Source organism: Mesorhizobium sp. WSM4312 (genome assembly GCF_002294875.1).
GTDB lineage: Bacteria > Pseudomonadota > Alphaproteobacteria > Rhizobiales > Rhizobiaceae > Mesorhizobium.
In genome coordinates this window covers 74,538-88,357 of sequence record NZ_NSFU01000019.1, presented here as the reverse complement: position 1 = coordinate 88,357, position 13,820 = coordinate 74,538, and the positions used below count along the sequence as shown (strand labels likewise).

The 13,820-nt window shown below is 64.2% G+C and carries 14 protein-coding genes; 6 read left to right on the top strand and 8 right to left on the bottom strand.

What is annotated here, in order from left to right; all coding sequences use genetic code 11:
- Window positions 1-206: 206 nt before the first annotated feature.
- From CK228_RS27655 to CK228_RS27630, 6 genes are all read left to right on the top strand, one after another.
- Window positions 207-1,685 (top strand): sugar ABC transporter substrate-binding protein, encoded by a 1,479-nt coding sequence (locus CK228_RS27655; protein ID WP_095789864.1) that lies wholly within the window; start codon window positions 207-209, stop codon window positions 1,683-1,685.
- 77 nt (window positions 1,686-1,762) lie between these two features.
- Entirely contained in the window at window positions 1,763-2,722 is a 960-nt protein-coding gene (locus tag CK228_RS27650; protein ID WP_095774979.1) for a sugar ABC transporter permease, read from the top strand.
- Complete coding sequence (locus CK228_RS27645; RefSeq protein ID WP_095789863.1) at window positions 2,719-3,609, top strand: carbohydrate ABC transporter permease; 891 nt, start codon at window positions 2,719-2,721, stop codon at window positions 3,607-3,609. Before CK228_RS27650 ends, CK228_RS27645 begins: the two co-directional genes overlap by 4 nt.
- A 10-nt stretch (window positions 3,610-3,619) precedes the next feature.
- On the top strand, window positions 3,620-4,717 hold the full coding sequence (locus CK228_RS27640) for an ABC transporter ATP-binding protein (protein WP_095789862.1): 1,098 nt from the start codon (window positions 3,620-3,622) through the stop codon (window positions 4,715-4,717).
- A gap of 26 nt (window positions 4,718-4,743) precedes the next feature.
- Window positions 4,744-5,907: a mandelate racemase/muconate lactonizing enzyme family protein gene (locus CK228_RS27635; protein WP_095789861.1), complete on the top strand. Its 1,164-nt coding sequence runs from the start codon at window positions 4,744-4,746 to the stop codon at window positions 5,905-5,907.
- 23 nt (window positions 5,908-5,930) lie between these two features.
- Window positions 5,931-6,680, top strand: a complete 750-nt coding sequence (locus tag CK228_RS27630) for a ribonuclease activity regulator RraA (RefSeq protein ID WP_095789860.1) — start codon at window positions 5,931-5,933, stop codon at window positions 6,678-6,680.
- Between the two features lie 102 nt (window positions 6,681-6,782).
- On the opposite strand, the gene CK228_RS27625 is transcribed toward CK228_RS27630, so the two are convergent.
- The 8 genes from CK228_RS27625 to CK228_RS27590 are packed head-to-tail and all read right to left on the bottom strand — an operon-like array spanning window position 6,783 to window position 13,801.
- Window positions 6,783-7,337, bottom strand: coding sequence for a flavin reductase family protein (locus CK228_RS27625; protein WP_245318270.1), 555 nt, complete (start codon window positions 7,335-7,337; stop codon window positions 6,783-6,785).
- Between the two features lie 58 nt (window positions 7,338-7,395).
- Window positions 7,396-8,616, bottom strand: a complete 1,221-nt coding sequence (locus CK228_RS27620) for an acyl-CoA dehydrogenase family protein (RefSeq protein WP_095774984.1) — start codon at window positions 8,614-8,616, stop codon at window positions 7,396-7,398.
- Between the two features lie 28 nt (window positions 8,617-8,644).
- Entirely contained in the window at window positions 8,645-9,433 is a 789-nt protein-coding gene (locus CK228_RS27615; RefSeq protein ID WP_095789859.1) for an alpha/beta hydrolase, read from the bottom strand.
- Between the two features lie 12 nt (window positions 9,434-9,445).
- Window positions 9,446-10,462, bottom strand: coding sequence for an alcohol dehydrogenase catalytic domain-containing protein (locus tag CK228_RS27610; RefSeq protein WP_095774986.1), 1,017 nt, complete (start codon window positions 10,460-10,462; stop codon window positions 9,446-9,448).
- Between the two features lie 13 nt (window positions 10,463-10,475).
- Window positions 10,476-11,501, bottom strand: a complete 1,026-nt coding sequence (locus tag CK228_RS27605) for a branched-chain amino acid ABC transporter permease (protein WP_095789858.1) — start codon at window positions 11,499-11,501, stop codon at window positions 10,476-10,478.
- The gene (locus tag CK228_RS27600) at window positions 11,498-12,361 is read right to left on the bottom strand and encodes a branched-chain amino acid ABC transporter permease (protein ID WP_095789857.1); all 864 of its coding nucleotides are present in this window, start codon (window positions 12,359-12,361) and stop codon (window positions 11,498-11,500) included. The genes CK228_RS27605 and CK228_RS27600 overlap by 4 nt, the downstream gene beginning before the upstream one ends.
- On the bottom strand, window positions 12,348-13,076 hold the full coding sequence (locus tag CK228_RS27595) for an ABC transporter ATP-binding protein (protein ID WP_095789856.1): 729 nt from the start codon (window positions 13,074-13,076) through the stop codon (window positions 12,348-12,350). Before CK228_RS27595 ends, CK228_RS27600 begins: the two co-directional genes overlap by 14 nt.
- Window positions 13,073-13,801, bottom strand: a complete 729-nt coding sequence (locus CK228_RS27590; RefSeq protein WP_095774989.1) for an ABC transporter ATP-binding protein — start codon at window positions 13,799-13,801, stop codon at window positions 13,073-13,075. Before CK228_RS27590 ends, CK228_RS27595 begins: the two co-directional genes overlap by 4 nt.
- Window positions 13,802-13,820: the final 19 nt, after the last annotated feature.

Sequence of the window (13,820 nt, the reverse complement as noted above, 5' to 3'; positions counted from 1 at the left end):
TCCCCTTCCATGAATACACGACTTTTTCGATATCACGCACGATTTCCATAAACAATGTACGATTTGTTGCGTTGACAGCCAATCTGCGATCTGAAAACGTGTAAAGCGCTCGAAGGGATACATTTGAGGAGATGTCCCCGCGGTCGACGAATAAAGCCGCTCGCCTCGATGCAGAGCGGCATGGGAGAGAAACCTGGAGGATACCTATGACGAGGTTCACACTCGGCGGTGCCGTCCTGCGCGGCACTGTCTCCACTGCATTAATCGCATCGTTGATGTCCGCACCGGCTCTGGCTGCTCCGCCGGTCGACTTGAGCAAGTGGTCGCCGGAATATGTGCGCTCCATTGCGGGCACGCAGGAATTTGACACGGCGGCCGATTGCGCCAAGGTCACCCCGCTCGACTACAAGGGGCGACTGACCTTCTGGTATCAGGGCGTGTTCGAGGGCGACCCCGATCTCTTGCGCCAGTACTACAAGGATTTCTTCGAGACCTTCCGCAAGACTTATCCGAACATCCAGCTCGAGGAACAGGCCCTCACCTACAACGATCTCCTGGACAAATTCCGCACGGCGCTCCTTGGCAATGCGGCGCCGATGGCGGTCCGCCTGCAAATCCTGGGTGGCACCGAGTTCGCTTCAAAGGGCTATCTGCAGCCGCTCAAGCCCGAGGATGTAGGGTATTCGACGGATGATTTCTGGCCCGGCGCCATGAAGGCCGTGACCTGGGACGGCGTGACCTACGGCATTCCAACCAACAATGAAACGATGGCGTTCATCTGGAATGCCGATATCTTCAAGCGCGCGGGCCTCGATCCGGACAAGGCTCCGGCAACCTGGGACGACGTCGTCAAATATTCCAAGCAGATCCACGACAAGCTCGGCATTGCCGGTTACGGCCTCGTGGCGCGCAAGAATGCCGGCAATACCCCGTATCGCTTCATGCCTCAGTTGTGGGCCTATGGCGGCGGCGTCTTCGACGAAGCCAAGGCGAACCCGACCTATCAGCAGATCGAACTCGACAGCCCGCAGAGCAAGGCGGCGCTGCAAGCCTCTTACGACATGTACGTCCGCGACAAGTCGGTTCCGGTTTCGGCGCTCACCAACCAGCAGGCCGACAACCAGCCGCTGTTCCTCGCCGGCCAGCTCGGCATGATGATCTCGCACCCGTCCGACTACAACGTCATGCTCGACCTGCAGAAGAAGGCGACCGGCACCGACAAGGACAAGGCGCAGACCGTCATCGACAACATGCGCTACGGCCTTATCCCGACCGGCCCCGACGGCAAGCGCGCGGTCGTGTTCGGCGGCTCGAACATCCACATCCTGAAGCCCGAATATGTCGAGGGCGGCAAGGTGGACGAACCGGCCGCGAAGGCCATCATCTGCATGTGGACCAGCCCGGAATGGTCGCTGAAGATGGCCTATGCCGGCTCGAACCCGGGCAATCTCAACGGCTTCAAGACCAAATGGATGAAGGAGCGCCTGGACAAGATCAAGTTCCTCGATGTCACCACCTCGATGCTGCCATACGGCATCCCGTTCCCGGCGCTGCCGCAATCTCCCGAGATCATGAACATCATCATCCCGGACATGCTGCAGAATGCCCTGACCGGAGCGATGACCGTCGATCAGGCAGCGGACGACGCGGCCAAGAAGGTGAAAGACCTGATGGGCGGACTCTAGTCCGAGCCTGACCTGCGATCTTAGCCGGCTGCTCCGAGGGTCAGCCGGTTCGTTCCGAAGAACAAGGGCACGCCAAAGTGACGATCGTGACCGGCAAGGCCGAGGCTCGCCGAAGATTGCAACCCGGTGGAGCCGGCGTGCTGCGCAAGATCTGGGAGCATCGCGCCGACTACGCGTACGTGCTGCCCGCGATCGCCGTGATGCTCGTCGTCATCGCCTATCCGATCTACTACACGATCGAGCTGTCGTTCTTTAATACGCCGCCTGGCCTGCAGCTTCGCGACAAGACCTTCATCGGCTTCAACAACTACACCGCCATCCTCACCAGCGCGGTGTTCTGGAAGGTCACCTGGAACACGCTGATCTGGACTGTGGGATCCACCGTCATCTCCTTCGTCCTGGGGTTTGCCGCCGCGCTGGCGCTCCACCGCGACTTTTTCGGCCGTGGTGTCCTGCGCGCCATTCTGATCATTCCCTGGGTCATCAGCGCGGTCGCCGCCTCCTATATCTGGAAGTGGATCTACCACTCGGACTTCGGCATCATCGGCGCGGTGCTGGTCGGCCTCGGATTGGCCGACCGGCCGCCGAATTTCATCGACAGCGTCTCAACGGTGCTGCCCTCCCTGATCGTCGTCAACATCTGGCGCGAATTTCCGTTTGCCATGATCATGATGATGGCAGGCCTGCAGACGGTTCCCGAGCAGCTGCTGCGCGCCGCAAAGGTCGACGGAGCCAATGCGTGGCAGCGCTTCTGGCACGTCACCTTCCCGCATTTGAGCAATGTCTCGACAGTGACGATCCTGCTGCTGGCAGTCGCCAACTTCAACTCCTTCATCATCCCCTGGATCATGACCGGCGGCGGGCCGTCGAACGCATCGCATATCTGGATCACCCACATCTATGAGCTCGCCTTCGGCCGGCAGCGCTGGGGGGTGGCATCGGCCTATTCGGTGCTGCTGTTCATCATCCTGATGACGTTGGGCTACTTCTACGTCCGCGCGCTAAGTGGCAACGACCGCAAGGATGGGGGCGCATGAGCACGATTGCCGAGACTCCCCCTCGAGGCCAGGCCCCTCGCCGCATACGCATAGACGGATGGCGCTGGGGCGGGCGCATCTTCCTGGTGTTCATGTTGCTTTACACAGCGTTGCCGATGGCCTGGATGCTGATCACCTCGATCAAGTCCGGCTTCGCCGCGATGCAATTCCCGCCGCAATGGTGGCCTGACCAACCGACCCTCGCCAGCTACCAGAAGCTGCTCGATCCGCAGAACAGTGTCGGCCAGGACTTCCTCCGCTTCTTCTGGAACAGCCTTTTTGTCTCCACCGCCACGACTGTCCTTTCGGTGATCGTGGCGGTTCCGGCGGCCTACGCGTTTTCGCGCTTCACCTTCCCGGGCCGGAACTTCCTGTTCTTCACCGTCTTGCTTCGCAACATGTTCCCGGCGGTGATCTTTCTCGTGCCGCTCTTCATCCTGATGCGCGCGATCGGGCTGGTGAACACGCATGGCTCGCTCGTTCTCACCTATCTCACCTTCGGTCTGCCGCTGGCGATCTGGCTGCTCAAGGGCTTCTACGACAACATCCCGGTGCAGCTCGAACAGGCGGCGCGCATCGACGGGGCAACGCGGTTCCAGGCCTTCATCCTGATCGTCATGCCGCTCTCGACGCCGGGCATCATCGCCACGGCGATCTATTCCTTCATCGGCGCGTGGAACGAGTACATCTACGCCTACACCTTCCTCTCCAAGAACGAGCAGTTGACGCTGCCGGTCGGCATCCAGCGCTTTTTCTCGGAAAACACGACGGACTTTCCAGGCCTGATGGCGGCCAGCTTCATGATGAGCGTGCCCGTCGTGGTGCTGTTCCTCGTCCTGCAACGATACTTCGTACGCGCCCTTACAGAAGGCGCGGTCAAGCACTAGGGAGTTGCCGATGGCCCATGTGGTCCTCAAAGATCTCGTCAAGACCTATGGCGGCTTCAAAGCCGTCAACGAGGTTTCGCTGACGGTGAATGACGGCGAGTTCGTCGCGCTTGTCGGCCCCTCTGGCTGCGGCAAGACGACGACGCTCAACCTCATCGCCGGGCTGATCCCGATCACATCTGGCGACATCGTCATCGGCGACCAGGTGGTCAACGACCTCGACCCCAAGGACCGGGACATCGCAATGGTGTTCCAGAACTACGCGCTCTATCCGCAAAAGTCGGTCTATATGAACCTCGCCTTCCCGCTGCAGATGCGCAAGCTGCCCAAGGCCGAGATCGACAAGAAGGTCCGGGAAGCGGCGCGGGTGCTCGACATGACGCAGTTGCTCGAGCGCAAGCCGCGCGAACTCTCGGGCGGGCAACAGCAGCGCGTGGCACTCGGCCGCGCGCTCGTTCGGGATCCGGCGGTGTTCCTGATGGACGAACCGCTCTCCAATCTCGACGCAAAGCTGCGCGTGCAGATGCGCTCCGAAATCAAGCGATTCCATCAGGATCTCAAAGCGACGATCGTCTATGTGACGCACGACCAACTCGAGGCCGTGACCATGGCGGACAGGATGGCTGTGATGAACGGCGGCTATCTGCAGCAATATGATTCGCCGGCGCAGGTTTTCGCGCATCCCGCCAACATGTTCGTCGCCAGCTTCGTCGGCAGCCCGGCGATGAGCCTTATTCCGCTGGAGGCATCGATGGCAAACGGCGACACCGTCCTGAAGAGCGCGGAAGGCTGGAGCCTCCAGCTGTCGCAACGCAACGCGCGCAAGGCCCAGAGTGCGACCACCAGGAAGATCGTGCTCGGTGCGCGACACTCGACGATCAAACTCCACAAAAGCGCGGTCCCCGGCGCCATTCCGGCCAAGGCCTATACGGTGGAACCAACCGGAGACGTCACCTTCGTGCAGGCGCTGCTCTCCGGCGCCATCGTCAACATCAGCGTGTCCCCCAACATTGCCGTCAAACCTGACGAGCAGATCTGGCTCGAGTTCGACCAGGAGCGGATGCACCTGTTCGACGGCGAAACTGAAATGGCTCTCGAGGCCGCCTGAGACAGGCGTTTGGGACGTGGGCGTTGATGACGACGAAGCTCAAGATCACCGCGATCAAGCCCTACCCGGTGTGGGTGGGAACGCGCAACCAGATGCTGGTGAAGGTCGAGACCGACCAGGGCATCTTCGGCTGGGGCGAGAGCGGCTTGAGCGGCCGCGAGAGGGCCGTGACCGGCGCGGTCGAACACTATCGCGAATTCCTCATCGGCCGCGATCCCCTGCAGATCGGCCGCATCTGGCAAGAGGCCTATCGCAGCCAGTATTTTGAAGGCGGCCGCGTTTTGCAGGCGGCGATTTCCGCCATCGACATCGCGCTTCACGACATCAAGGGCAAGGCGCTGGGCGTGCCGGTCTACGAATTGCTCGGCGGCAAGCAGCGCGACCGCGTCCCCACTTTCGCCTCGACCGGAGACGAGGCCGAGGGCGATGTTGCCATCGAACGAGCCCGCGAATTGTACGAACAGGGCTGGCAGGCGATCCGCTTCTTCCCCGCCGGGCAAAGCAGCAAGGACATCTTCGAGCCGCGCGAGTCGATCGGCGTGACCGCGCGGATGCTGAACAAGGCCCGCGAGGCCCTGGGCGACGACGCCGTCCTCGGCATCGACTATCATCATCGGCTGTCGGTGGCCGAGGCGGCGAGCTTCTGCAACAAGCTCGGCCGCGGCGTGCTCGATTTCCTCGAGGAACCGATACGCGACGAAACCCCGGAAGCCTACGAATCCCTGCGCACGATGACCGACATCCCGTTCGCCATCGGCGAGGAATTTGCCAGCAAGTGGCAGTTCCTGCCCTACATCGAGCGCGGCATCCATCAGTTCAACCGGCTCGATGTCTGCAATGTCGGCGGGCTCACCGAAGCGATGAAGATCGCTGGCTGGAGCGAGGCGCACTATGTCGACCTGATGCCGCACAATCCGCTCGGCCCGGTGTGCACGGCCGCGACCGTGCATCTCGCCGCCGCGGTCCCCAATTTCGCCTGGCTCGAGACCAGGGTGCCGGAAAGAAAGCTGGGTTTCGACAGTTCCGAGTTCTTCCCCGTGCAACCGCAACTCGACGGCCCCGCCTATCCGGTCGGCGATCTGCCGGGGCTCGGCGTCGAGGTCAATGAGGCGGCGATCCAGGCGCAGAGCTTCCGCTTCTGGGAAGCGCCCCACCTCAAGCGCCGCGATGGTTCTGTCACCAACTGGTAGTTCAATTTCAACCGGAGTCCACCATGACGCATACCTCCGACATCATCCGGCCGCCCAAGGACCTGATCGAGGGACTGAGGGAGATCGGCGCCGCGACCGTTGCCGGCACGCTCGGCCACATGGGCTTCCGCAATCCGCATATGGTCGGACCGGTGGCGCAGAACCACGGCAAGTCGATCGTCGGGCCGGCGCTGACGCTGCAGTTCCTGCCGCAGCGGCCGGATCTCTTCAACGAGGGAGAATATGCCGATCCGGAGACGCAACTGCATCGGCACGTGCTCTATCACGCCCAGGACGGCGACGTGGTCGTGGTCGACGCGCGCGGCGACATGAGCTCGGGTGTCTTCGGCGATATGATGTCCACCTACTTCAAGGGCAGAGGCGGCGCGGGCATCGTCATCGATGGATGCATGCGCGACAGGCCCAATGTCGAGAAGCTCGACCTGCCGCTATGGCTGCGCGGCTGGACGCCGAACTATCATGTGCAGACCAGCATCTATCCCAATGCCGTCAACGTTCCGATTGCCTGCGGCGGTGTCACGGTGATCCCCGGCGACATCATCGTTGCCGACGATGATGGCGTCGTGGTGGTTCCTGTCGCAATGGCCGCAAAGGTCATCGAAGAGGCGAAGAAGCATCATGACTGGGAAGAGTTCTCACGCGAGAAGCTCCTCCAGGGCGCCCCGTTGCAACGCTATTATCCGCTGCATGACGACGCCCGCGCAGAGTATGAGGCGTGGCGTAAGAAAAACGGCCTGGGGAACCCAAATTAACGCAGGGATCACCCGCGGCGGGTGGCAGCCCTTCCGGCAGCGCGATGGCCACTCGCCATTTCGTCGAGCGATATTTTGAGCCCGCCTCGCGCACAGGCGGGCTTACAGAAAACGGGACGTATCGAGCAGCTCGGCCACGCCGTCCAGTTCCTTGTGCAGGCGATGCCAACGACGGTCGAGATAGACCAGCGAATGCGCCTCAGGAGGGACCTCGTCCGGCTGCACCTCGCCTTCCAGCAGCTCCGCCGCGACCAGCGTCGCACCCTCGATCGGCAACAGGCCGAGCCGGCGTGCGCGAAACCAGGTCGAAACGCCGGTATAGCGCGGCTCGCCCGTGGGCAGCCGCGCCCAGGCGCCCCCGGGCGGGAAGCGTTCCGCGCCGCTCGACGCACAGAGTTGCGCCAGGTCGATATCGGTGAAGCGGAGCAGGTGGATCACCATGGTCTCGGCCCGCAGCAGGGGCTCGGACGAGGTCGATTTCATCGATAGCGAGAAGGCGACGACCGGCGGCGCGGCACTCACCGAGATCAGCGAGGACACGGTCATCGCCACCGGTCTGTCGCCGGGGTCGGCCGTGATCACGGCGACGCCCGCCGGATGGCGGCGAAAGGCTTCGCGAAAGGCGTTGGTCATCGGATGCGGCGCGTTCATCGACATGTCTCTTCTGCTGCGTGGAAAGGCGGCCGGGCGGTGTCCACCCGCCCGGCCCTTCGGACTACTTCTTCTCGATCAGGTCGTAGAACTGCCAGACGCGGTCGCTCCACATGCCGCCGATGTCGCGGCCGGCCGAGGTGACGATCGACGGCGCGATCGTGAAGTGGTTGGCCGCCACCATCATCTCGCGGAAGGTGCGCTGGATCACACCGGCGCGCAGCGACGCACCGCCACCTGCGCGGTAGGCGAAGTTGCAGATATCGACGCCAACTTCGTGAATCTCGGACTTGGCCAGATGCACAAGGCTGATCTGCCGCGTCGACATCCTGTTGCCGGCCTCGACCGTCGCCTCGACGTCGCGCCAGGTTTCGAAGACAAAGGCGCGGGCGGCACGATAGCGGGCCTCGGCGCGGCCATAGTCGTGCCAGAACTTCTCGCTCTCGCCGATCAGCCCGGCGCGGCCCGACTTCGAGCGGGCGAATTTGGCGATCTCGTCCAGCATCCGCCGGCCGGCACCGAGAGCCCAGCCGGTATGGCCGATGGCGGCGAGGCCCACGACACCGAGGCTGAAGAACTCCTTCTGGCGCAGCGGCGGCGCGGTCAGGATCGGGAAGACGAGATCGTCGGCGATGAAGACCTCCTCGGCCGCATAGTCGATGGAGCCGGTGCCGCCGAGGCCCAGCACGTCCCAATTGCCGAGCTGCTTGTGCTCGGAAATCGGCGCATGCGCGCACATGACGATGACATTGCCGTTCTCGTCCTTGGCGGGCTTGCCGGTGCCGTCATCGACGAAGGCGGCGCTGTGGCTGTAGGTGGCGTGGCTGAAACCGCTGCCATAGCTCCACTTGCCGTTCAGCCGATAGCCACCGTCGACCTTCTTCAGCATGCCCAGCGGCGCGCCCTGCCCCGAGAAACGGTTGTCGGTGCCCGGCGCGAAAAGCCGCGCGACCGCACTGTCCGGCAGGAAGGCCGCCGACATCGCGCCGATGCAGCAATGCACCATCGAAACCCAGCCCGCCGATCCCGAATGCCAGGTGATCGCCTCGATCAGCTCAAGGCCCTGCGTGGGTGGCAACTGCGCGCCGCCAAGGCTCTCGGCGGCGAAGATATGCGACATGCGCAGCGGCTTCAGCGCCTCGAACGTAGCCTGGGTCAGTTCGCCGCTCTCCTCGTCGGCGGCGGCATTGGCTTCCAGGATCGGCCCGATCTCGGCGATCTTCTCCAGCAGGTCGCGATGGTCGACGGTCGTTCCCCATGAGCCATGCTTGATGGGTTTGTTCATCGTTTTCTCCTCCTTGTTTGAAATGTGATCAGCCGGCGAGGAAGTCGCCGATCTTGTTCAGCGTTTCTGGTTTTTCCTGCATGACGAAATGGCCGGCATCCTCGACCAGGATCAGGCGTGCGTCCGGGAGCGCCGCGACGAAGAGTGGCGCCTGGCTGGCCGGTAGCAGACGGTCCTTGGTGCCCCAGACGACCAGCGCCGGATTGGTGATGCGCGCCAGGAAGCGGCGCAGATTGGGGTGGCCCATGCCGAATGGCGCCAGCAGGCGGCCCAGCGTCTCGCCTTCGCGGGCGCGGTCGGCGCCGAAGGCCTCCGCAAAGGCCGGGTCGGAGCCGTCGGGGAAATAGCGAAACGCCACCGAGACGTCATGCGACAGAAAGGCCGGCAGTTCCTGCGGCGCGACCGCGCCCAGATCGGTGGCCGGGTGCGCGGGATCGTTGAGCCCTGCCGGCGCGACCAGCACCACCTTGTCGAAGCGCTCGCGGGCAAGGCCGGCCAGCTCCGTCGCCATCCAGCCGCCCATGGAAAAGCCGATGAGATGAGGTTTTTCCGACAGTTTCAGGGCATCGAGCAGGTTCAGATAGTGTAGAACCATGTCGGACATCCCAGCCACATGCGGCGCGGCACCCGAAAAGCCGAAGCCCGGATGGCTGGGGCACAGAACGCGGAACCGGTCGGCGAGACCTGCTGCAAAGTCGAAACCTTCCAGCGTCGAGGCACCGTGCAGGAACAGCACGGGCTTGCCCTTGCCGATGGCCTTCACCACCGTTTTTATGCCGCCGACATCGTAGTCGAGCGTTTCGAACTGAACGGTCATTCTTATTCCTCCTCAGACAAGGTCGGGCTGGATCAGCACTTTGCACTGCGTGGTACGGCGGCGAAGGCTCTCGAAAACCTGCGGAACCGGCGAGAGGTCGATCCGATCGGTGATCAGCGCCTGCGGCGCGAAAGGTCCGCCGCGCAGCGCATCGAGGGCGACGCCGAACTCGTTGCGCTGATGGAAGAAGACCGAGAACAGCAGGTTTACTTCCTTGGTCAGCGCGACGAACGGGTCCCATTCGTCGCCGCCGATGCACAGCCCGACGCCGACCACCGTGCCCTGCAGCCGGACCGCCTTGACCGCCGCGTCGATGAGACCGCGCTTGCCGACGCATTCGAAGACGATATCAGGCGCACCGCCGCAGAGATCGGCAAGGTTCTCGGCCAGCCTGTTGCCCGATAGCGCGAACCCGGTCGCGCCAAGCGCCAGCGCGCGGTCGCGCTGATGGCTGTGGATATCGGCCACGACCACGCACGACGCCCCCATCCGCCGCGCCCAGAAGGCGACGAGCAGGCCGATCGGTCCGGCACCCAGGATCACGACCCGGTCTCCCGGTTTCATGCCCGAGCGCACGATGCAGTGCAGCGCGACCGAGAGCGGCTCGGCCAGCGCGCCGTCCTCCAGTGCCACCTCTTCGGGCAAGACATGGCACTGGCGCGCGGTGACGGCCGCGTATTGCGCATAGCCGCCACCAATCAGCACCATGTCGGGGCAGCGGCCTGGATCGCCGCGCCTGCAGGCCTGGCAGTGCCCGCAGCCGCGCATCGGCACGACGGCGACACGATCACCGACCCCAAGGCCCGCCACGCGTGATCCCAGCGCGATGATGTCACCGGCGAATTCATGACCGAGAACGAAGCCTCCGCCGATGCCGAAAGGCACCGGATCCTCGGTGATGTGCAGGTCGCTGCCGCAGATGCCGCAAGCGGCGACACGCAGGACGACCTCGTCGGGCGCCGGCGTCGGGTCCGGCACCGTGCCGACGCGCAGCGGACTGCCGACCGTGTCAAAGATGGCTGCTTTCATAAGAACCTCCCTCTCAGCGGTCCGGATCGACGAGCTTGCGTCGGATCGGGAACCATGGCGCATCCCACCGTTTCGAGATCAGGCCCCAAATGCCCGTGCGGGCGTAGAGCGCCACCAGCAGCGTCATCAGGCCGAGGACGACGAAATAGGTTGCGCCGTATTCACCGAACCAGCGGTCGGCGATGAAGAAGATCAGGGATCCGATCAGAACGCCCTCGATGGAGCCGATCCCGCCGACCATGACGATGAAGATCGCCACATTCGCCCACATCGGGTCGAAGGCCGAACCCGGCGTGATCCGCAGCTGCGCCATGAAATAGATCGCGCCCGCAAGGCCGCAGCCGACCGCCGACGCGACATAGACCAGGAAGCGCAGCTTTGCGACATTCACGCCCTGGCTGGCTGCCGCAACCGGATTGTCACGCATGGCGATCAGCGCAAGGCCGAAGCGCGAGCGAAGCAGCCAGTAGCTGCCGCCCAGCGTGACCAGCAGCATGCCGGCGCAGAGCAGCGACATGGCGACATTGCGCTCGAAGGCCGAATAATCCTTCATCACGCGCAGCGACATGCCCGCGCCGGAATTGACCAGCGGCAGGTTCGAGGCGGTCAGCCGGAAGACCTCGGCCACCACCCATGTGCCGATCGAGAAATACGGGCCATCCAGGCGATGAAGCAAAAGGTAGATCGGCACGGCAAGTGCGGCCGGCACCAGCAGTGACATGAAGACCGCCACGAACGGATTGATGCCGTAAGTCTGCGCCAACACGAAAAGCGCATAGCCGGCCGCGCCCATGAAGGCGTGCTGGCCCACCGAGACAAGGCCGGCATAGCCGGCGAGCAGGTTCCACATCTGCGCGACGGCGATGTAGCAGCACAACACCAGGATCGAGCGGATCGTGCCGGTCGAGGCCCACCACGGCATGGCCGCGACAGCGATCATCGCCAGCACCGCCAGCGTCATCGCGACGCGACCGGAGCGGGTCTGGCGCTGCACCAGGACTTCGGGCGCCTCGGTTTCCACATAGGGGATCGCACTCATGTCAATGCCTTTCCGAACAGGCCCTGCGGGCGGGTCGCCAGCACGATCAGGAAGACGATGTGTCCGGCGAGCACGCCAAAGCCCGGATCGATGCGGAAGCCAATGGCCTGCGAGATGCCGAGGACCATCGAGCCGACGAAGGCGCCCCATACCGTCCCCATGCCGCCGATGATCACCGCCTCGAACGCGTAGATCAGCTGGGCCGGTCCATCGGCCGGCGCGACGGTCGACCGCAGCGCCTGGAAGACGGCGGCAAAGCCCAGGATGCCGACCGCCGCCGCCGTCGCCATCGCATAGACGGCGCGCGGGTTGATGCCGGTCATCGCCGCAGCCTCGACATCGGCCGACGCGGCGCGCAGCGCCCGGCCGAAGCGCGTGCGCTTCAATGTCAGATCGAGGCCCCAGGTCAGGCCCGTGGCGACCGCCAGCACGATCAGCGGCAGCAGGCCGACATAGACGCTGCCGATCTCGATGGATTGGCTCTCGATCCCATGTCCGGGCAGCGACCGGCTGTTCGCGGACCAGATCTGCAGCATCAGGTTCTGCAGCGCGATCGACAGTCCGAAGGTCGCGATCAGCGAAGGCAGCGGGTCGCTGCCCACCACCCGGTTCAGCACGGCCTTCTGCAGCACCCAGCCCATCAGCACCGCGAGCGGCACCAACACGATCAGCACAGGCAGCGGTCCCAGGCCCCAGGCCGTGGCCATCGAGATGCCGATCAGCGACAGCAGGATCACCAGATCGCCATGGCTGATGTTGACGATGCGCATGACGCCGAACATCAGCGCCATGCCGAGCGCGTACTGGGCATACATGCCGCCCAGCAGGATCCCCTGCACCAAGGCGTCAAACCACTCCATGGCCCGCTCCAAAATAGGCTTTGCCGATCTGCTCGCGCGTGATTTCGGCCGACCTGCCGGTCAGGGTCACGCGCCCCTCCAGCATGCAGTAGAGACGGTCCGAGGCGGTCCGGGCGAGGCCGACATCCTGTTCGACCACGATCATCGCCGTCCCGGTGGCACGGATTTCGGGCAAGGCGGCATAGATCTCGCGGATCACCTTGGGCGCAAGGCCGAGGCTGATCTCGTCGCAAAGCAGCACGCGCGGCTGGCACAGCAGCGCGCGGCCGATGGCCACCATCTGCTGCTGCCCACCCGAGAGGCTCTGCACCTGCGTGCGGGCCTTCTCCTTGAGGATCGGGAACAGCTGGTGCAGCCGTGGCAGCGTCCATCCGCCCTTGGCGCCCATGCGCGCGGCCTGGTCGATGGCGACGCGCAGATTGTCCTCGACCGACATGCCGGTGAACAGGCGGCGGCCCTCCGGCACGATGGCGACGCCCTTCTGCACCATGCGGTCGGTCGCGGTACCACCGACAGGGTCGCCGTGCAGCCGCACCATCTCGCGCCCAACCGGGAGCAGGCCCATGATCGAACGCAGGAGGGTGGACTTGCCTGCCCCGTTGGCGCCGATCAGGGCCACGGCCTCACCCTGGTGCAGCTCGATGTCGATGCCGTAGAGCGCCTGGAAATCGCCATAGCGGGCCAGCAGCCCGTGGGTGGAAAGAACGGCCGTCATGCCTCGATCCCCATATAGACGCGCTGGACCTCGGGCAGCGCGATCACTTCGGCGGGCACGCCTTCGGCGATCTTCTCGCCGAAGTTCAGCACCAACAGCCGGTCCGCCACCGCCAGCAGCGCGTGCAGTACGTGCTCGATCCAGACGATGGTGATGCCGCGGTCGCGGATGCGGCGCACCAGCGCCACCAGCGCTTTCGATTCATCGTCGGTCAGCCCGCCCGCGATCTCGTCCAGCAGCAGCAGCTTCGGATCCGACGCCAGCGCGCGCGCCAGTTCCAGCCGCTTGCGGTCGAGCAGCGTCAGGGCGCCGGCTGAGACATTGGCCTTGTCGGAAAGCTCGCAATCGCGCAGCACCTGGGCGCAGAAAGCATAGCTTTGCTTCTCCGACCGGCCGCCGCCGAACGCGGCGGCGACCAGCAGGTTCTCGAAGGTGGTCATGCCGGAATAAGGACGCGGGATCTGATAGGTCCGTCCGATTCCCATCTGGCAGCGACGGAAGGGCGGCTCGCCGCGCAGCGCCGTGTCGCCGAGCTGGATCTCGCCGCCGGATGCCTTCAAATCGCCGCTGATCATGTTGAACAGCGTCGTCTTGCCCGCCCCGTTCGGGCCGAGGATGCCCAGTACCTCGCCCCGATGCACGTCGAAACTCACCTCATGCAGGACGCGGACGGCGCCGAAGGACTTCGACACGCCGCGCGCCGTCAGCAGGATTGCCCTATCCATGGATCCTTCCGCGTCCCTG